Origin of the sequence: Derxia gummosa DSM 723, from assembly GCF_000482785.1 — a bacterium.
GTDB lineage: Bacteria > Pseudomonadota > Gammaproteobacteria > Burkholderiales > Burkholderiaceae_E > Derxia > Derxia gummosa.
Genome location: NZ_AXWS01000007.1, coordinates 462091 through 479798, shown reverse-complemented (window position 1 = coordinate 479798; position 17708 = coordinate 462091). Strand labels below are relative to the sequence as shown.

Annotated in this window: 13 protein-coding genes; 6 read left to right on the top strand and 7 right to left on the bottom strand. The window is 70.4% G+C overall.

What is annotated here, in order from left to right; genetic code table 11:
* Positions 1 to 8 precede the first annotated feature (8 nt).
* Positions 9 to 935 (bottom strand): histone deacetylase family protein, encoded by a 927-nt coding sequence (locus H566_RS0103280; RefSeq protein WP_028310310.1) that lies wholly within the window; start codon positions 933 to 935, stop codon positions 9 to 11.
* Between the two features lie 110 nt (positions 936 to 1045).
* Complete coding sequence (locus H566_RS0103275) at positions 1046 to 2725, bottom strand: electron transfer flavoprotein-ubiquinone oxidoreductase (protein ID WP_051377950.1); 1680 nt, start codon at positions 2723 to 2725, stop codon at positions 1046 to 1048.
* A gap of 309 nt (positions 2726 to 3034) precedes the next feature.
* On the opposite strand from H566_RS0103275, the gene H566_RS0103270 reads away from it, so the two are divergent.
* Together H566_RS0103270 and H566_RS0103265 are read left to right on the top strand one after the other, a co-directional pair.
* Positions 3035 to 3733, top strand: a complete 699-nt coding sequence (locus H566_RS0103270) for a CoA transferase subunit A (protein ID WP_028310308.1) — start codon at positions 3035 to 3037, stop codon at positions 3731 to 3733.
* Between the two features lie 11 nt (positions 3734 to 3744).
* On the top strand, positions 3745 to 4380 hold the full coding sequence (locus H566_RS0103265) for a 3-oxoacid CoA-transferase subunit B (protein WP_028310307.1): 636 nt from the start codon (positions 3745 to 3747) through the stop codon (positions 4378 to 4380).
* A gap of 131 nt (positions 4381 to 4511) precedes the next feature.
* Here the strand turns inward: H566_RS0103265 and H566_RS0103260 are convergent, their stop codons facing one another.
* Positions 4512 to 5780: a pyridoxal phosphate-dependent aminotransferase gene (locus H566_RS0103260; RefSeq protein ID WP_028310306.1), complete on the bottom strand. Its 1269-nt coding sequence runs from the start codon at positions 5778 to 5780 to the stop codon at positions 4512 to 4514.
* A gap of 42 nt (positions 5781 to 5822) precedes the next feature.
* Here H566_RS0103260 and H566_RS0103255 point away from each other — a divergent pair, with 42 nt between their 5' ends.
* Positions 5823 to 8219 carry a transporter substrate-binding domain-containing protein gene (locus H566_RS0103255; RefSeq protein WP_028310305.1) on the top strand — a complete coding sequence of 799 codons (2397 nt, stop codon included), beginning with the start codon at positions 5823 to 5825 and terminating at the stop codon, positions 8217 to 8219.
* Positions 8220 to 8285: 66 nt separating this feature from the next.
* Here H566_RS0103255 and H566_RS22630 read toward each other — a convergent pair whose 3' ends face one another.
* Entirely contained in the window at positions 8286 to 8726 is a 441-nt protein-coding gene (locus H566_RS22630) for a putative toxin-antitoxin system toxin component, PIN family (protein ID WP_034410366.1), read from the bottom strand.
* Positions 8723 to 9400 (bottom strand): energy-coupling factor ABC transporter permease, encoded by a 678-nt coding sequence (locus tag H566_RS29885; protein WP_051377948.1) that lies wholly within the window; start codon positions 9398 to 9400, stop codon positions 8723 to 8725. The genes H566_RS22630 and H566_RS29885 overlap by 4 nt, the downstream gene beginning before the upstream one ends.
* A gap of 133 nt (positions 9401 to 9533) precedes the next feature.
* On the opposite strand from H566_RS29885, the gene yaaA reads away from it, so the two are divergent.
* Positions 9534 to 10325, top strand: a complete 792-nt coding sequence (gene yaaA / locus H566_RS0103240; protein WP_028310304.1) for a peroxide stress protein YaaA — start codon at positions 9534 to 9536, stop codon at positions 10323 to 10325.
* A 118-nt stretch (positions 10326 to 10443) separates the two neighbouring features.
* Positions 10444 to 11562: a M14 family metallopeptidase gene (locus H566_RS0103235; RefSeq protein ID WP_028310303.1), complete on the top strand. Its 1119-nt coding sequence runs from the start codon at positions 10444 to 10446 to the stop codon at positions 11560 to 11562.
* 100 nt (positions 11563 to 11662) lie between these two features.
* On the opposite strand, the gene H566_RS0103230 is transcribed toward H566_RS0103235, so the two are convergent.
* A complete protein-coding gene (locus H566_RS0103230; RefSeq protein ID WP_028310302.1) occupies positions 11663 to 13297 on the bottom strand; it encodes a right-handed parallel beta-helix repeat-containing protein in 1635 nt (544 codons plus the stop codon).
* 298 nt (positions 13298 to 13595) lie between these two features.
* Between H566_RS0103230 and H566_RS0103225 the strand changes: the two genes are divergently transcribed.
* Complete coding sequence (locus H566_RS0103225) at positions 13596 to 14429, top strand: PhzF family phenazine biosynthesis protein (protein ID WP_028310301.1); 834 nt, start codon at positions 13596 to 13598, stop codon at positions 14427 to 14429.
* 824 nt (positions 14430 to 15253) lie between these two features.
* On the opposite strand, the gene metE is transcribed toward H566_RS0103225, so the two are convergent.
* A complete protein-coding gene (gene metE, locus H566_RS0103220) occupies positions 15254 to 17653 on the bottom strand; it encodes a 5-methyltetrahydropteroyltriglutamate--homocysteine S-methyltransferase (RefSeq protein ID WP_028310300.1) in 2400 nt (799 codons plus the stop codon).
* Positions 17654 to 17708 lie beyond the last annotated feature (55 nt).

The following is a 17708-nucleotide window of genomic DNA, read 5'->3' as shown; positions in this document are numbered from 1 at the left end:
CAATGACGTCAGTCGGCGCCGATCAACACCTTGACGTGTGCCGCCGCGCTGCGGCCGAGCGAGCTCAGCGCGTACCCGCCTTCGAGCACCGAGACGATGCGTCCGTCGCAATGCCGTTCGGCCACCGCCACGAGCTGGCGGGTCACCCACTCGTAGTCGGATTCGACCAGCCCGAGCTGGCCCATGTCGTCTTCGCGGTGGCCGTCGAAGCCGGCCGAGATGAAGATGATCTGCGGCTTGAAGCGGTCGAGCGCCGGGATCCAGGCGTAGTCGACGGCCTCGCGGAACTTCTCGCCGGTGGAATACGCGGGCAGCGGCACGTTGACCATGTTCTTCCCCATCGGCGTGTCGCCCGAGAAGGGGTAGATGCCGGTCTGGAAGATCGAACACATCAGCACCCGGTCGTCGCCGGCGAGGATGTCCTCGCTGCCGTTGCCGTGATGCACGTCGAAGTCGATGAGCGCGACGCGCTCGAAACCGCGGTCGTCGAGCGCATGGCGGATCGCGACCGCGACGTTGTTGAAGAAGCAGAAGCCCGACGCCTGCTCGCGTTCGGCATGGTGGCCGGGCGGGCGCACGTTGCAGAACGCGGTCGGCGCCTTGCCGTCGATGACCAGGTCGGTCGCGAGGATGGCGGCGCCCGCCGAACGCAGCGCGGCGCGCGCGGTGTGCGGGCACATCATCGTGTCGGGATCGACATGCTCGTAGCCCTCGGTCGGGCAGCGCGACAGCGTCTCGCGCACATACAGCGCGCTGTGGGCGCGGGCGAGCTGTTCCTCGGTCGCGAGCGGCGCGTCGTAGGACTGCATCACGTCGAGCAGGCCCTTGATGAGCAGCTGGTCGGACACCGCGCCCAGGCGTTCGGGCGCTTCGGGGTGGTCCTTGCCCATCTCGTGCTTCGCGCAATCGGAATGGGTGATGTAGGCGGGCAGCATGGGTGCTCCTCTAGGAATGGGCCCGGTCTCCCTCGGGCGTGCGACGAATTTCGCACTTTCCAGTCTAGGAAGACGCCCTTACGCCGCCCTTGAGCATGGTCATACCCGAGTTACATGTTCGGGTAGTTGGGGCCGCCGCCGCCCTCCGGCGCGATCCAGACGATGTTCTGCGTCGGGTCCTTGATGTCGCAGGTCTTGCAGTGCACGCAGTTCTGGGCGTTGATCTGGAGACGGTCGCCGTCTTCCTTCTTCACGAACTCGTACACGCCCGCCGGGCAGTAGCGCTGCTCGGGGCCGGCGTACTGCGCGAGGTTGATCGCGACCGGTACCGACTCGTCCTTGAGCGTGAGGTGGGCCGGCTGATGCTCGTTGTGGTTGGTGTTGCTGATGAACACCGACGACAGCCGGTCGAAGGTGAGCTTGCCGTCCGGCTTGGGATAGCTGATGGGCGCGAACTGGCTCGCCGGCTTGAGGCATTCGTGGTCGGCGTGCTGGTGATGCAGCGTCCACGGCGGATTGCCGCCGAACACCTTGTCCTCGATGCCGACCATGAGCGCGCCGACGTACAAGCCCTTGCTCATCCACTGCTTGAAGTTGCGCGCCTTCCACAGTTCGGCGTGCAGCCAGGAGTCCTTGAACTTCGCGGTGAAGTCGGTGACTTCGTCGCCACCGCGGCCGGCGGCGAGCGCCTCGACCAGCGCCTCGGCGGCGAGCATGCCGCTCTTGAGCGCCGCATGGCTGCCCTTGATGCGACTCGCGTTCAGGAAGCCGGCGTCGCAGCCGATGAGCGCGCCGCCGGGGAAGGTCAGCTTGGGCAGGCTCATGATCCCGCCGGCGGTGATGGCGCGCGCGCCGTAGGCAAGGCGCCGGCCGCCCTCGAAGAAATGGCGGATCGCCGGATGCGTCTTGTAGCGCTGGAATTCCTCGAAGGGGCTCAGATAGGGGTTCTCGTAGGCGAGGCCGACCACGAAGCCGACGACGACCTGATTGTTCTCGGCGTGGTACAGGAAGGAGCCGCCGTAGGTCTTGCTGTCGAGCGGCCAGCCGGCCGTGTGCACGACGAGGCCGGGCTTGTGCTTGGCCGGATCGATCTCCCACAGCTCCTTGATGCCGATGCCGTAGGTCTGCGGATCGCTGTCGCGGTCGAGCGCGAACTTGGCTATCAGCTGCTTGCCGAGCTGGCCGCGCGCGCCTTCGGCGAACAGCGTGTATTTGGCGTGCAGCTCCATGCCGACCTGGAAGTCGCCCGTCGGCTCGCCGTTCTTGTCGATGCCGAGATTGCCCGTCGCCACGCCCTTGACCGAGCCGTCCTCGTTGTAGAGCACCTCGGCGGCGGCGAAGCCAGGGAAGATCTCGACGCCGAGCGCCTCGGCCTGTTCGCCGAGCCAGCGCACCACGTTGCCGAGGCTGATCACGTAATTGCCGTGGTTCTTGAAGAACGACGGCATCGCCCATTCCGGCGTCTGGTGCGAGCCGGTTTCGGTCAGCAGCAGGAAGCGGTCTTCGGTGACTGGCACGTTGAGCGGGGCGCCCTTGTCCTTCCAGTCGGGGATCAGCTCGTCGAGCGCGCGCGGGTCCATCACGGCGCCGGACAGGATGTGGGCGCCGAGTTCGGAGCCCTTCTCGATCAGGCAGACGCCCAGATCGGCATTGAGCTGCTTGAGACGGATGGCGGCGGCCAGACCGGCCGGGCCGCCGCCGACGATGACGACGTCGTATTCCATCGACTCGCGCGGACCGTTTTCGGCCACGAGCTTCTGCGACAGCGCGACGAGTTCGGCGTGATTCATGGGTGCGGTTCTCCTGTCTGGCGGCGCTGCGACGAGCGCGCGCGGCCTTTCTGTGCTGGTTGGATCGAGCGGGCCGTACGCTACAGTACGGAAGCCGCATTGGCGAGTGCGGGAAATCGCCGACGTTGCAGGCTTTGACGCACTGCATCAGGAATTACGCGGGCTACTTGCATCCGATGCCTTGGGTAGACTCGTTCGGACGCGCCGGACGCGAGTTTGCCGCACCGCGATCACGCGGTCGCGCATGCCGGTGCCGACAAGCGGCTTCGCTCCATCCACTCATCACGCGGCAACGCGCTGAGACATCCCATGAACAAAGTCTTTGCCAGTGCAAAAGATGCGCTCGCCGATCTCGTCGCCGACGGCCAGACCTACGCGGTCGGCGGCTTCGGCCTGTGCGGCATCCCCGAGGCGCTGATCGCGGCCCTGCGCGACAGCGGCGTGAAGAACCTGACCGCCATCTCCAACAACGCGGGCGTCGACGGCTTCGGCCTCGGTCAGCTGCTCAACACACGGCAGATCAGGAAGATGATTTCGTCGTACGTCGGCGAGAACAAGGAGTTCGAGCGCCAGTACCTCGCCGGCGAACTGGAGCTTGAATTCACGCCCCAGGGCACGCTGGCCGAGAAGCTGCGCGCCGGCGGCTGCGGCATCCCGGCCTTCTTCACCAAGACCGGCTACGGCACGCTCGTGGCCGAGGGCAAGGAGACGCGCGAGTTCGACGGCGAGATGTACGTGATGGAGCGCAGCCTCGTCGCCGACGTCGCGCTCGTGAAGGCGTGGAAGGCCGACAAGGCCGGCAACCTCGTCTATCGCAAGACCGCGCGCAACTTCAATCCGATGTGCGCGATGGCCGGCCGCGTGACCGTGGCCGAGGTGGAAGAGATCGTCGAGATCGGCGAGCTCGATCCCGATCAGGTCCACACGCCGGGCATCTACGTGCACCGCATCGTCCACAACCCCACCCCCGAGAAGCGGATCGAGCAGCGCACGATCCGCACGGCCTGAGGAGCGCAGCCATGGCATGGAACCCCACCCAGATGGCCGCGCGCGCGGCCCAGGAACTGCGCGACGGCTTCTACGTGAACCTCGGCATCGGCATGCCGACCCAGGTCGCCAACCACATCCCCGAAGGCATGAGCGTCGTGCTCCAGAGCGAGAACGGCATGCTCGGCATCGGGCCGTTTCCCACGGAAGACGAGATCGACGCCGACCTCATCAACGCGGGCAAGCAGACCGTGACGATCCTGCCCGGCGGCAGCTTCTTCAGCAGCGCCGACAGCTTCGGGATGATCCGCGGCGGCAAGGTGAACCTGTCGATCCTCGGCGCGATGCAGGTGAGCGAGAAGGGCGATCTGGCCAACTGGATGATCCCCGGCAAGATGGTCAAGGGCATGGGCGGCGCGATGGACCTCGTCGCGGGCGTGCAGCGCGTCGTGGTGCTGATGGATCACGTCGCCAAGGGTGATGCGCACAAGATCCTGCCCGAGTGCAACCTGCCGCTGACCGGCGTGGGCGTGGTCGATCGCGTCATCACCAACCTCGGCGTGTTCGATGTGACGCCGGAGGGCTTCACCTGCGTGGAGATCGCGCCCGAGGTGACGCAGGAGGAGATCAGCGCGAAGACCGGGTGCCCGGTGAAGTTCGCGGTCTGAGGCTCTGAGAGGCGGCGGGCTTCATCGCCGCCGCAGAAGAAGAGGGCGCCCGGGTGGCGCCCTTTTTCATTGGCGCGGCGCGGCTTGATTGGCGCAGCGCTGCTTGTCGTCGGTGGGGAGGCGGTCCACGCCTACAGCGCCGCGAGCCGCCTAATCGCCTCGTCGAGCGTGTCGTCGCGCTTGGCGAAGCAGAAGCGGACGATGCCGTTCTCGGTCGGCTCGTCGTAGAAGCTGCTGAGCGGGATCGCGGCCACGCCCACCTCGGTCGTGAGCCAGCGGCAGAAGTCGAGTTCGCTCAGGCCCGACGGCGCGGCCGTGACGCCGGCGTATTCGGCGCACTGGAAATAGGTGCCCGAGCATGGCAGCAGCCGGAAGCCGCTGCCCGCGAGGCCAGCGCGGAAGCGGTCGCGCTTGCGCTGGTAGAAGCCGGCGAGGTCGCGCCACGGCGCCGGGTCGCGCAGGTAGTCGGCGAGGCCGGCCTGCATCGGCGTGTTGACCGTGAACACGTTGAACTGGTGCACCTTGCGGAATTCGGCGGTGAGCGCGGGTGGCGCGGCGCAGTAGCCGACCTTCCAGCCGGTCACATGAAAGGTCTTGCCGAAGCTCGACACCACGAAGGATCGCGCCGCGAGTTCGTCATGCCGCGCGAGCGACTGGTGCTCGCGGCCGTCGAACACCATGTGCTCGTACACCTCGTCGCCGAGCAGCAGGATGTCGGTGCCGCGCACGAGGGCCGCGAGCCGGTCGAGATCGGCGTCGTCGAGGCTGGCGCCGGTCGGGTTGTGCGGCGAGTTGATGAGGACGAGCCGGGTGCGCGGCGTGATCGCGGCGGCGAGGGCGTCCCAGTCGATCGCGAAGCCGGTGGCGCCGGCGGGCGCGGCCGGGGCGTCGATGGCGGGTGCATCGTCGGCCGCCGCGCCGGCCTCCGGTGCCGATGGCCGTCCGCCGACGTCGGCGCGCCGCAGCGGCACCCGCACCGCCACGCCGCCCGCGAGCGCGATGTTCGGCAGATAGCTGTCGTACACCGGCTCGATCACCACCACCTCGTCGCCCGGATGCACGACCGCCAGGATGGCGGTGAGGATGGCCTGGGTGCCGCCGGCCGTGATCGTGATTTCGCCCGCCGGGTCGTAGCGGCGGCCGTGCATGCGCGCGATCTTTCCGGCCACCGCTTCGCGCAACGCCGGCAGGCCCGCCATCGGCGGATATTGGTTAAGGTTCGCGCGCATTGCGCGTTCGACGCATTCGATCAGCGCGGGATCGCAGTCGAAGTCCGGAAAGCCCTGGCCGAGGTTGATGGCACCGTGCTCGGTCGCGAGCGCGCTCATCGTCGTGAAGATGGTGGTGCCGACGCGCGGCAGGCGCGAGACGAGGCGGGGCGTGGCTGCGGTTTCGGGCATCGCGACTAGGAGACGACATTGGGGGACACGCCCGGATTGTGCATGCGCGCCATGCGCCAGCTGGCCTGCGTGCTGGCCTTGCTGCTGCTGTTGCTGTCCACGGGCGGCACGCAGGCGCGCTCGCCGGGCCAGCGGCTCGACCTGCCGCCCGCGCAGGCCGCGTGGATTACCGCGCATCCGGTCGTCACGGTCGCGCTCGCCGCCGACTTCCCGCCCTACTACTTCTATCCCGAGGGCACGGCCCAGCCCTGGGGCTTTCTGGTCGAGGTGCTCGACCTCGTGAGCCAGCGCACCGGCCTCGAATTCCGCTACCGCCGCGAAGCCGACTCGCATGCCGCGCTCGACGCGCTCGAAGCCGGCCGGGCCGATGTCGTGCCGATGGCGCCCGCCTTCCTGCGCGAGCATCACGCGCTGCGCCTCGCGCGGCCGCTGCTTCCCACGCGGCTCGTCGTCGCTGCGCGGCGCGACGTGCCCGACGTGTCGCCGGCCAACGACTTCGCCGGCCGGCGCATCGCGGTGCAGGCGCGGTCCGACGCCCAGGCGCTGCTGGCCGAGCGCCATCCGAATGCCGACGTGAAAGCCTATGCAAGCGCCGAGGATGCGTTGCGCGCCGTCGCCACCGGCAATGCCGACCTCTTCATCGGCTACCAGCACGAGGCGGTGTACGCGATCGAGCGCCACCTGCTCGCCAACGTCGAACTGCGCACCCGCATCGGCATTGGCGACACGCCGCTCGGCCCGATGCTGCGGCCCGACCAGATGATGCTCGCCGCCATCCTCGACCAGGCGCTCGCCTCGATCACGCCGGCCGACCGCTCGGCGCTGGCGGCGCGCTGGCTGCCGGCCGGGCTGCTCACCACCCAGGTGCCGGAAACCGCGCTGCTCACCGATGGCGAGCGCGACTGGGTCGCGGCGCATCGCGGCATCGCGGTCGCCTATGACGCGACCTTTCCGCCGGTGAGCTTTCGCGGCGAGCTGGGCGACTTCCGCGGGCTGGGCGCCGACTTCATCGAGATGGTCGCCGGCAAGGCCGGGCTGGAGGTGGTGCGCGCCGTGGGCGGCAGCTTTGCCGACGGCGCGCGGCGCGTGCGCGCCGGCGAACTCGACGTGTACGTCGGCATGGCGCGCACGCCCGAGCGCCGCGCCTACTACGACTTCGTCGGCCCCTTCCTGCGCGTGCCGACGGCCATCGTGTCGCGGCTCGATGCCGACGGCATCGGCATCGGCGACCTCGGCGCCGCGAGCCGCATGCGCGTGGGCGTGATGCGCGACCACTTCCTGATCCCCGAGCTGCGCGCGCGCTATCCGGGCCTGCAACTGGTCGAGGTCGATCGCCAGGACCAGGTGCTGAGCGCGCTGGCCGAGGGCGCGGTGGAGGTGGCGATCGGCAACATCAAGGTGGTGAGCGACCTGATCGAGCGGCGCTGGGCCGGGCGGCTGATCATTTCCGGCACGGTGCGCGACGGCGACAGCGAGCTGTACTTCGCGGTGCCGCGCGACAAGCCCGAGCTGTCGCTGGTGCTGCGCAAGGCGATGGACGCGGTGAACGAGCGCGAATCGGCCGACCTGCTGGCGCGCTGGCTCAGCATCGAGGTGCGTCCGCGCGTGCCTTGGCGCGAGCTGGCACGCACCGTCGGACCGGTGCTGCTGGCGCTGCTGATCGGGCTGGCGCTGCTGTGGCGCGCGCACCGGCAGGCGATGGCGGCGCGCGCGATCGAGGCGCGCGGCCGCGCCCTGGCCGAGGAGGCGGCGCAGTCGCGCGGACGCTTCCTGGCCTATCTCGCGCACGAGATGCGCGGCAGCCTCGGCGGCATCAGCCAGGCGGCCGAGATGCTGCGCGCGCCGGTGCCGGCGCCGACCGGCGCGCGCCTGCTCGACGCCATCGCCGGTTCGGCGCGCACGCTGCGCGACCTGTTCGACACCACGCTCGACTACGAGCAGAACCTCGCGCGCCCGGTCGTGCTTCGGCCGATGCCGGTGGTGCTCGACGCCTGGCTCGACAGCGCGCTGGCCGCCGCGCGGGTCGTGGCCGAGAACAAGGGGCTGGTGCTGGAGGTGATCGGCCACGGGCTGGCCCGCACCGCCAGCATCGACCCGCTGCGGCTCGGTCAGGTCGTGGGCAACCTCGTGGGCAATGCGCTCAAGTTCACGTCGGCCGGCACGGTGCGCGTCGAGGCGGCGCTGCTCGACGCCGCCGCCGAGGGCGACCGGCTGCGCATCGCCGTCATCGACAGCGGTCCGGGCCTCGGCGAGGCTGAACTCGCCACCGTGTTCGACGCCTATGTGCAGGGCGCCGAGGGGCGGCGGCTGCGCGAGGGCGCCGGTCTCGGCCTCGCGATCACGCGCCAGATCGTCGAGGCGATGGGCGGCCGGCTCGACGTCGCCAGTGCGCCGGGCGAGGGCGCGACCTTCACCGTCGAGGTGCCGCTGGCGGAGTGAGGCAGGGGTGTGAGACCGACGTCGCGCGCGTGCCGCCCCGGCCCGGCATCCGGCGGCGAGCCTTGCTCAGGCCGGTGGTCCGTCAGTGCCCGGCCATTGCTCCGGCCTCAGCACCTCGCAGCCGCGCTGGCGCAGCCGCCTGGCGAGCTTGAGCACCGCCTTGTCCTTGCTCACCAGCCAGCGTGCGCCGCTGGCCACGGCCAGCTCGATGAACTTCTGGTCATCGCGGTCGCGGCAGCGCGGCAGCGACGGATCGGGCGCGACTTCCACCAGCTCGGTCGCCGCCGCGACGCGCGCCACCACGGCGGGGCGGTCGGCGATCAGGCCGTCCCATTTCGGGTAGTCGACCACTGCGCGCAGCTCGTCGAGGCAGCGCCGCGAGATCGGCACCTGCACCCGCCCCTCGGCGAGGGCGGCGGCGATCGCGGCGCAGCGCGCGTCGGCAAACACGAACAGGTCGAGCCAGACATTGGTGTCGAGCACGAGGCGGGGCGGGGCGGCGCTCACGGCTGGCGATCCGGTCGGCGCAGGTAATGCCGGTCGTCGAAGCTCAGCATCACCTCGGGCAGGTACACCGTCAGCAGCGTCACGATCATGCCGGTGGTGATGGCTTCGCCCCAGGCCAGCAGCAGCGTCCACGGCAGCACCTCCTCGCCGAACCATGCGAGCGGATGCCTGCCGAGCGCGGCCAGCACCGCCATCGAGCCGCACATCGACACCACCGTCGCCGCGAAGCTGCCGAACAGGCCGTTGCCGATCAGGAAGATGAACAGGTTGCCCGGCGTGAAACGTCGGACAAACCAGCCAATCGCGCCAACCGCGAAGGCCGGCAACGCCGCCAGCAGCAGCAGGTTGAGACCGAAGTTCGCCCACGGCCCGTCGGTGGTCTGGAGGTAGAACGCGAGGGTGGCGGCCATGCCCAGCGTGGCCAGACGCGGCCCGAACATCCAGGCCATCAGCGCCGCGCCCAGAAATTGCAAGGTCAGGTCCTGATGCAGACGGAAGCGCATGAGCCAGACCAGCGTCAGCGCGGTGGACGTGCCCAGCCAGGTGAACAGCACCGCGTTGTCGCGGATGCGATGCCAGGGCGCGCGCACCGCGCAGTACCCGAGCAGGCCGCCGCCGAGCGCCCAGCTGGCGATCACCAGCCAGCCCGGCAGCGACGTGTTGAACAGGCCCATGTGGGCTTCCTCCCGATGAATGCGGCCGGGTCCGCCCGGCGGCCGGCAAAGGCATATTGTCGCGCCGCCGCAAGGCCCACCCTTGCTTGCTGTCATGCCAACCAACACGAACACGGCCCGCGCCGATCACGCCATGCTGCTGCTGCTCTCTCCCGCCAAGTCGCTCGACACCACGCCGCTCGCCGCACCCCGGCCCGCGACCCTGCCCGATTTCATCCCTGACTCCGCCCGGCTCGCCGCCGAGATGCGCAAGCTCGGCCCGCAGGACCTGTCGCGGATCATGGACATCTCCGACGAGCTGGCGGTTCTCAACGTCACCCGCTTCCAGGCCTGGACGCCCGAGTTCACCGCCGACAACTCCAAGCAGGCCGTGCTCGCCTTCAACGGCGATGTGTACGAAGGCCTCGCCGCCGGCACGCTCGACGCCGCCGGCCTCGCCTGGGCGCAGGACCACATCCGGATCCTCAGCGGCCTGTACGGCGTGCTGCGCCCGCTCGACCGCATGCAGCCCTACCGGCTGGAAATGGGCACGCGCCTGAAGGGCAGCGCCGCCGAGGCCGGCGTCGGCCCGACGCTCTACGGCTTCTGGGGCGACAAGGTCACGCTCAAGCTCAACGAGGCGCTGAGGGAACAAGGCGGCGCGCCGGTGGTCGTGAACTGCGCGAGCGAGGAGTACTTCAAGGTCGTCAAGCCCAAGCTGCTCGGCGCGCGGCTCGTCACGCCGGTGTTCGAGGACTGGAAGGGCGGCAAGTTCAAGATCATCAGCTTCTACGCCAAGCGCGCACGCGGCCTCATGGCCCGTTACGCGGTGGACCATCGCGTGACGGACGTGGAGCAGCTGAAGGGTTTCGACAGCGAGGGCTATGCCTTCGACGCCGCCGCGTCGGACGAGAACACCTGGCATTTCCGCCGCCGCGTCGAATGAGGCGCGCGAGCGCGGCGTGACCGGTTCCGCAGCCGCGTCGGCCCGTCAGGCGCGGCACTTGCAAAGCGAACCGCGCCGTCTTCCCCCGAACCCACCGCATCACTTCTGGAGCCCGGCCATGCGAATCAGCAGCAACTTCGACAGCGGCGCGATCGAGCTCGTCTCGGTCGAGGGCAACCGCATCGACCTCGACATCCGCGCCGACAGCACCAGCGATCCGCTGTGCGACTTTCGACAGTGGTTCCACTTCCGCGTCGCCAGCACGCCCGGCGAGAAGCTGCACCTGCGCTTCCTCAACGCGCGCCAGTGCACCTATGCCGACGGCTGGCGCGACTACCGCATCGTCGCGAGCCACGACCGCGAGACCTGGTTCCGCATCGACACCCGCTTCGACGGCGTGATGCTCGAAGCCGAGTACGTGCCCGCCGCCGGCGTGACCTGGTTCGCCTACTTCGAGCCCTACTCGTGGGAGCGCCACCAGCGCCAGCTCGGCAAGTGGCTCGGCCGGCCCGGCGTGCGCCATCTCGACCTCGGCCAGACCGTGGACGGCCGCGATCTCGACGGCATCGAGTTCGGCAATCCCGAGGGCGCGCCGGTGTGGGTCATCGCGCGCCAGCATCCGGGCGAGGCGATGGCCGAATGGTTCGTCGAGGGCATGGTCGATCGCCTGCTCGACCCGGCCGACAGCCTCGCGCGCAGCCTGCTCGCGAAGGCGCACTTCTTCGTCGTGCCCAACATGAACCCGGACGGTTCGGTGCGCGGCAACCTGCGCGCCAATGCCGCCGGCTCCAACCTCAACCGCGAATGGATGGAGCCGTCGGAGCGCGCGCCCGAGGTCGCCGCCGTGCGCGAGAAGCTGCACGAGACCGGCTGCGAGTTCTTCCTCGACGTGCATGGCGACGAAGGGCTGCCCTACGTCTTCATCGCCGGCAGCGAGATGCTGCCCGGCTTCACCGAGGCCCAGGCCGCGGCCCAGGCCGCCTTCTGCGACGCCTTCCGTACCGCCGCGCCCGACTTCCAGACCGAGCACGGCTATCCGGCCGGCAAGTACACCGAGGAATCGCTCAAGCTCGCGTCGAAATGGGTCGGCTACGAATTCGGCTGCCTGTCGCTCACGCTGGAAATGCCGTTCAAGGACAACGCCGATCTGCCGGACGAGGAGCGCGGCTGGGACGGGGCGAGGAGCCGGGCGCTCGGCGCGGCGGTGTTGCCGGCGATCGCGGCGGTGCTGGGCTGAGCGTCGTTGCCGGGCGGATGCCGCCGGCCGGCGGCCATGCCCGCGCGGTCAGGCATCGTCGGCCGGGCCGGGCAGCCTCGCCCGCCCGGCCGCTTCCCGATCACATCTCCACCGCCCCGATGTCGCAGCGCGCGCCGTCGCGGCCGTCGCCGTCACGCGGGCGCTCGATGTTGCGCTGGTCGATCGTCGGGCAGGCGAGGGTCGAGGCGTTGTTGGGCGTGGCGGTGTTGCCGGCGTCGCGCGCGGCGCTGGTGGTCTGGAGCCGATGCACCGGCGCGAAGCCGCCCCAGAAGCCGAGGTCGGCCAGATCGGCCGTGAACAGCCCGCTCAGGTTGCCGGTCGTGATGCCGGTGAGCACGCAGCTCGGGCCCATGTCCTCGATCAGGTTGTAGCCGCGCGAATTGATCGTGCCCATGCAGTCGCTCGGCGTCGCGCCGCTGCCGCGCCAGTTCTCGGCGATGAGGGTGTTGCCGATCGTGTAGCTGGTGCTGCCGCCCGCGAGCAGCACGCCGCCGCCCAGGCTGCCGGAGCTGCCGGAGAGCGAGTTGTCGTCATCGGCGCGGTTGCGCGCGATCGTCACGTTGCGCAGCAGCAGCGAGCCGCCCATGCCGTTGGCATAGATGCCGCCGCCGTAGGTGGTCGAGCTGTTGCCCGAGATGGTGACGTTGGTGGCTTCCAGGCTGCCGCCCATGAGCGCGATGCCGCCGCCGTGCTGGGCGCCGTTGTGGTTGCCGGTCACGCTGCTGCGTTCCAGCACCAGCTTGGCGCCCTCGGCCAGGAAGATGCCGCCGCCGATGTGGCCGGAGCGGTTGTCGCGCACATGGATCTCGATCGCATGCGTGAAGTTGCTGACATAGAGCCCGCCCCCGTAGTGCCCGAGCAGGCTGCCAGCCTGACTGTCGCGGATGACGACCCGCTCCATGAACAGCTGCGCGCGGCTGTAGATGCCGCCGCCCGAGCCCGGCGGATGGCCGCCGCGGATCACGAGGTCGCGCAGCGTCACGGTGTCCCAGTCGGCGCGGCCGTCGCGGTCGGTGGCGGCGGGGAAGAGGTCGAACACGCGGTCGCCCAGTTCGGCTGCGTCGATCGTGGCGGTGCCGCCGTTGGCGGTCTCGATCAGCAGCGGATTGCGGATGTCGAGGTCGCCGGCGCTGGCGTCGTCGTCCTGGCCCTGGCGGGTGAGCGCGTAGGTCTGCGAGGCGAGCACGACGCGGTCGGCCACGGCGGTGGTGTTGGCTTCCATGATCGCGGCGCGCAGGGTGCAGGCGCCGGTCGCGGTCTGGCACAGGCCGTCGCCGGGGTTGGCGTCGGGCTGGTCGGCGGTGGAATCGACGGTGAAGGTCTTGCCGAAGGTGTCGGGGCAGGCGACGGCGGGCGCGCCCGTGAGCCATTTGCGCAGGCTGCCGGCCTCGGGCTCGCGCTCGGTGTCGCTGAGCGTGCCCGCATGCCAGACGGCCTCGTAGCGCACCGCGAGGCTGTTGACGCAGGGGTTGACCGGCACCGTCGCGCGCCAGCCTCCGCCCACGAGCGCCATCGGGAAGGGCGTGCCGTCCACCTTCACGGTCACGCTGTCGAGCTCCGCGCCGCTGGTTTCGATGTCGGCATTGAACTCGTAGGTGCTGGCCGGATTGCGGGCCAGCGCGGTGGGCGTGTCGTCGCTGATCTTCACGCCGCAACCGGCAAGCAGCGCGAGCGCCGCCGTTCCCGCGATCGCGGGCCTGATGAATGTGCGCATGGCGGTCTCCTCGTGTTGCGCATCGAAAGATTTTGGAAATCTTCCTGCGCGAGGAAATACCGCACAAGTTGAGCAAAAAGCTCCGGGATGAATCCGGCCGGGTGGCGGCGTCAGGGGTGTGGCGCGTTCCGGCCCATGCGCAAATCAAGGTTTTCTCGCCTGTGGCCGATGCCGTTCGAGGCCGACAACCCCGATACGCCACCACCCGCGTGGCCGGTCGGGCGCGCTAGCATCGACCGGCGCCATGGGCGGCGCGGCGCGGCTCGGCGCCACGCCCGGCGGACCCTAGGAGAACAGCATGTTCAAGCTGGCGATGTACCAGGTCGATGCCTTCACCTCGGAGTTGTTCCGCGGTAATCCGGCGGCGGTCGTGCCGCTCGACGACTGGTTGCCCGATGCGACGCTGCAAGCGATTGCAGCCGAGAACAACCTCTCGGAAACCGCCTTCATCGTGAAACCGCCGACGGCGCTTGCCCCACCCCACGCGGGGGCGAGCGCGCATGCGCCGCTGCACTGGGGGCTGCGATGGTTCACGCCGGCCTGCGAGGTCAACCTCTGCGGTCACGCGACGCTGGCGGCGGCCTGGGTCATCACGCACAAGCTCCAGCCGCATCTGCGCGAGGTGGCCTTCGACACCGCCAGCGGCGTGCTGCGCGTGGTGCGCGGGCTGGAGTTCCTGACCATGGACTTCCCGGCCGATCCGCCGGTGCCCGCCGCCGTGCCCGACGCGCTGGTCGATGCGCTGGGGGTGCACATCGTCGAGTACTGGACGGGCACGACGATGAACCTCGCCCGGCTCGAAAGCCGCAAGGCGGTGGAAGCGGCGCTGCCCGTCGGCACGCTCGACTGCCTGGAGGAGCGCAACCTGATCATCACCGCCGAGGACGACGACTACGACTTCGTGTCGCGCATGTTCGGGCCGTTCGCGGGCATCGCTGAAGACCCGGTGACGGGGTCGGCGCATTGCCTGCTGGCGCCGTTCTGGGCGGCGCGGCTGCGCAAGACGACGCTCAACGGCTGGCAGGCGTCGCAGCGGGGCGGGGCGGTGCTGTGCGAACTGGTGGGGGAGCGGGTGAAGCTGTCGGGCACGTGCGTCGAGTTCCTCAGCGGGACGATCTGCGTTCCCTCTTGAGCGGCGTTGGTCGGGCTTGCTGGTTGGGTTGCGGGCGCGGGTCGGGGAGTGGCGTGGGTGGGGCGGCTGGAGCTGCCGGCCCGTCGGGCCAGCTTCCCTCGCTGCCTTCGGCAGCTCGCGGGCCGGCTTGCCAACTCGGCTTTGCTGCGCAAAGCCTCAAACAGGCAAGCCCGAACGGCCTGCGGCCGTTCTCCCGCGCCTACCTCGTTTGCTCGGCGCTCCAGACGCCCCGCCCACGCCACTCCCCGACCCGGCCCGCCGTTAATGCGGTGAGGCCGTTGGGGCGAGCACTCCGAGTGCTCGCCGGCTCGTGGCGCCGAGGGGGCTCGTGTTGCAAGGCTCGGTGCTCGCGCGAGCGCGAGCGCGAGCACGAGCACGAGCACAGCGGTCGAGCAAGTTCCCGCTCAATGCATGCGGCTTGAGATTCGAGCGCGAGTGGCGGTGAAGCGAGCCGAGTGCGGCTCGGATCGGTTGGTCGGGAGTGGGAGCGCGGCGAGGCGCTGGAGGAGGTGGCCCGATCGAAAGGCCGATTCGCCGAGTCGTCGCCACCGCTGCAAGGGCCGCGTCGCGGCCCCGGCTGCTTGTGCACAGGCACGAGGCGCGGGGCGGGGATGGCGCGGGGCGCGGCCTTCGGGGGCGCCGAGCGACGAGGTAGACGACGGTGAGCGCCGCAGGCGCTCAGGCCTGCTGTCCGAAGCCCGCGAAGCGGGCTGAGTTGCAGGCCGGCCGTCGGGCTACCGAAGGAGCGAAGGGCAGTCGCGCCGTCCAGGCGCGACCGCTCCCGCCGGCCGCGCCCCGCGCCATCCCCGCCCCGCGCCGACCCCTCAGGCCAAAACAGCCGCCGCGGCCGGAGCCGACGCCCGAAGCCGCCGAGCCGCAGCGACCATGTTCGCCAGCGCCGCTTCCGTCTCCGCCCAGCCGCGCGTCTTCAACCCGCAGTCCGGATTCACCCACAGCCGCTCGCGCGGGATCACCGAGCAGGCCCGCTCCAGCAGCGCCAGCATCGCCTCCACCGACGGCACGCGCGGCGAATGGATGTCGTACACGCCCGGCCCGATCTGGTTCGGATAGTCGAAGGCCGCGAAGCCATCGAGCAGCTCCATCGCCGAGCGCGAGGTCTCGATGGTGATCACGTCGGCGTCCATCGCCGCGATCCACGGCAGCACGTCGTTGAACTCCGAGTAGCACATGTGGGTGTGGATCTGCGTCGTGTCGGCCACGCCGGCCGCGCTCAGGCGGAAGGCGCGCACCGCCGCGTCGAGCCAGGCGCCCTGGTCGGCGGCGCGCAGCGGCAGCCCTTCGCGGAAGGCCGGTTCGTCGATCTGGATGATGCGGATGCCCGCCGCCTCCAGCGCCTGCACCTCGTCGCGCAGCGCGAGCGCGAGCTGGAGCTGCACCTGCTCGCGCGGCAGGTCGTCGCGCACGAAGGACCACTGGAGCATCGTGACCGGCCCGGTCAGCATGCCCTTGACCGGCTTGCCCGTGAGCGACTGGGCGTGGACGGCGGTATCGACCGTCATCGCCTCGGGCCGCAGCACGTCGCCGAAGAGGATGGGCGGCTTCACGCAGCGCGAGCCGTAGCTCTGCACCCAGCCGTTGGCCGTCACCGCATAGCCCCAGAGCTTCTCGGCGAAGTACTCGACCATGTCGGTGCGCTCCGGCTCGCCGTGCACGAGCACGTCGAGGCCGAGCGCTTCCTGGCGGCGGATGACCTCGGCCACCTCGGCGCGCATCGCGTTGAGGTAGTCGAGCGCGCCGAGTTCGCCGCGCTTGTGGGCGGCGCGGGCGGCGCGGATGGCGGGCGTCTGCGGGAAGGAGCCGATCGTGGTGGTGGGCAGCGGCGGCAGGCCGAGCGCCGCCTGCTGGGCGACGGCGCGCCCGGCGTGCGGGCTGAAGCGCTCGGCCATGTCTGGCGTGATCGCCTCGACGCGGGCGCGCACCGTGCGGTGACGAGTGCGGCGCGAGGCGAGACGGGCGCCGCGCGCGGCGTCGGAGGCGGCGAGGGCGCGGGCGATGGCAGTGGCTTCGTGCGCCGGCGCGTCGGCGTTGTCGCCGGCATCGAGCGCCCGCGCCAGCAGCGCCAGCTCGCCGAGCTTCTCGGTCGCGAAGGCGAGCCAGGGCTTCACCTCGGCGTCGAGCTTGTCCTCGCCGTCGAGCGTGACCGGCACATGCAGCAGCGAGCACGACGGCGCGAGCCAGAGCCGGTCGCCGAGCGCGGCATGCAGCGGCGCGAGCGTGGCGAGGCTGAGTCGCAGGTCGTTGCGCCAGATGTTGCGGCCGTCCACCACGCCGGCCGACAGCACGCGGCCCTCGGGCCAGTCGGGCAGGAAGGCGGCGAGCTGATCGGGCGCGCGCACTAGGTCGAGATGCAGGCCGTCGATCGGCCAGCCGGCGAGGCGGTCGGCATGGCGCGACACGTCGCCGAAGGCGGTGGCGAGCAGTAGGCGCGGGCGGCCTTCGGCGCGGTTGAAGCGGGCGTAGATGAGGTCGGCGGCGTGGAGCCAGTCGTCGTCGAGGTCGGTGACGAGCGCCGTCTCGTCGAGCTGGACCCATTCCACGCCCAGCCCGCCGAGGCGGCCGAACAGCGTCGCGTAGCACTCGGCCAGATCGGCCGCGAGCGCGCGCCGGTCGAAGCCGGCCTCATGGCTCTTGGCCAGCCTGAGCCAGGTAAGCGGCCCGACCAGCGCGACCTTCACGCGATGGCCGAAGGCCTGGGCTTCGCGCACCTCGTCGAGCAGCGCCGCCGCGTGCAGCGACAGCCGCGTGCGCGAGTCCAGCTCGGGCACGAGGTAGTGGTAGTTGGTGTCGAACCACTTGGTCATCTCCAGCGCCGGCTGGGCGGCGTTGCCGCGCGCGAGGGCGAAGTGGCCGGCGAGGCCGAGCGGGGCGCGGTCGACGACTGCCTGTGCGCCGGTTGCCGGGGCGTTGTCGGCGCCAGCGCCGTGCCCGGCCGTGCCCGCGTCGCCGCCAAAGCCGAAGCGCGCCGGCACCGCGCCGAGCAGCAGGCTCGCGTCGAGCACATGGTCGTAGAGCGCGAAGTCGCCGACGGTCACGAGGCCGAGGCCGGCGCGGGCCTGGGTCTGCCAGCGGCGGGCGCGCACGAAGCGCGCGGCTTCCTCCAGCTGAGCGGCCGACGAATCGCCGCGCCAGAAGGATTCGAGGGCGAACTTGAGTTCGCGCCGTTCGCCGATGCGCGGGAAGCCGAGGGTGTGGACGAGGGTCATGCCGATGCCTTGTTCTGCGGATGAGGCGCGCAGTCTCGGCAGCGGTCAGGCATGA

What these genes read in the sequence shown, in the direction of transcription:
- H566_RS0103280 (WP_028310310.1), bottom strand. Translation starts at nt 935, where the DNA reads ATGCTGCCCGCCTACATCACCCATTCCGATTGCGCGAAGCACGAGATG.
- H566_RS0103275 (WP_051377950.1), bottom strand. Translation starts at nt 2,725, where the DNA reads ATGAATCACGCCGAACTCGTCGCGCTGTCGCAGAAGCTCGTGGCCGAA.
- H566_RS0103270 (WP_028310308.1), top strand. Translation starts at nt 3,035, where the DNA reads ATGAACAAAGTCTTTGCCAGTGCAAAAGATGCGCTCGCCGATCTCGTC.
- H566_RS0103265 (WP_028310307.1), top strand. Translation starts at nt 3,745, where the DNA reads ATGGCATGGAACCCCACCCAGATGGCCGCGCGCGCGGCCCAGGAACTG.
- H566_RS0103260 (WP_028310306.1), bottom strand. Translation starts at nt 5,780, where the DNA reads ATGCCCGAAACCGCAGCCACGCCCCGCCTCGTCTCGCGCCTGCCGCGC.
- H566_RS0103255 (WP_028310305.1), top strand. Translation starts at nt 5,823, where the DNA reads ATGCGCGCCATGCGCCAGCTGGCCTGCGTGCTGGCCTTGCTGCTGCTG.
- H566_RS29885 (WP_051377948.1), bottom strand. Translation starts at nt 9,400, where the DNA reads ATGGGCCTGTTCAACACGTCGCTGCCGGGCTGGCTGGTGATCGCCAGC.
- yaaA (WP_028310304.1), top strand. Translation starts at nt 9,534, where the DNA reads ATGCTGCTGCTGCTCTCTCCCGCCAAGTCGCTCGACACCACGCCGCTC.
- H566_RS0103235 (WP_028310303.1), top strand. Translation starts at nt 10,444, where the DNA reads ATGCGAATCAGCAGCAACTTCGACAGCGGCGCGATCGAGCTCGTCTCG.
- H566_RS0103230 (WP_028310302.1), bottom strand. Translation starts at nt 13,297, where the DNA reads ATGCGCACATTCATCAGGCCCGCGATCGCGGGAACGGCGGCGCTCGCG.
- H566_RS0103225 (WP_028310301.1), top strand. Translation starts at nt 13,596, where the DNA reads ATGTTCAAGCTGGCGATGTACCAGGTCGATGCCTTCACCTCGGAGTTG.
- metE (WP_028310300.1), bottom strand. Translation starts at nt 17,653, where the DNA reads ATGACCCTCGTCCACACCCTCGGCTTCCCGCGCATCGGCGAACGGCGC.